Origin of the sequence: Vibrio sp. 10N.222.48.A3 (assembly GCF_041475345.1) — a bacterium.
Taxonomy (GTDB): Bacteria; Pseudomonadota; Gammaproteobacteria; order Enterobacterales; family Vibrionaceae; genus Vibrio; species Vibrio tasmaniensis_A.
This window is the reverse complement of sequence record NZ_JBFRVX010001806.1, coordinates 1-378: the sequence shown is the minus strand read 5'-3', so window position 1 is coordinate 378 and position 378 is coordinate 1. Positions and strand designations below refer to the sequence as shown.

The following is a 378-nucleotide window of genomic DNA, read 5'->3' as shown; positions in this document are numbered from 1 at the left end:
ATATATAACTATAGAATTTATTTTTTTTAAACCTTGAAATCACATCAAGTACCTTTAACTAAAAATACAACCTTCAGGACTTTCACATAAAACCAACAATCTCTACATTATAAATCTTTGCGATCAATGTATTTATTTCTATTTCTTTTGCAAAGGATGTAATGGAGAGTTAGTTATATCATAATGAAGTGAGCTTAATAGGAGTTGGAAACCCATAATAATAGGCATTACAGCTATCATTACAGTTCCTGTAGAAGTGACATCTCCTGTCGAAATGGAATTAAACCAACTAATAACACCGAAACAAAAACCAAATAACATCATAATAGAACCTAAAATCAACTCTATACTAGCCACATTAAAGTCACGCAGAAAGTA

Annotated in this window: 1 pseudogene; it reads right to left on the bottom strand. The window is 29.9% G+C overall.

The window, feature by feature from the left end:
* Window positions 1-138 precede the first annotated feature (138 nt).
* Window positions 139-378, bottom strand: a pseudogene (locus AB4653_RS28995) (glycosyltransferase family 2 protein); the annotation flags it as partial.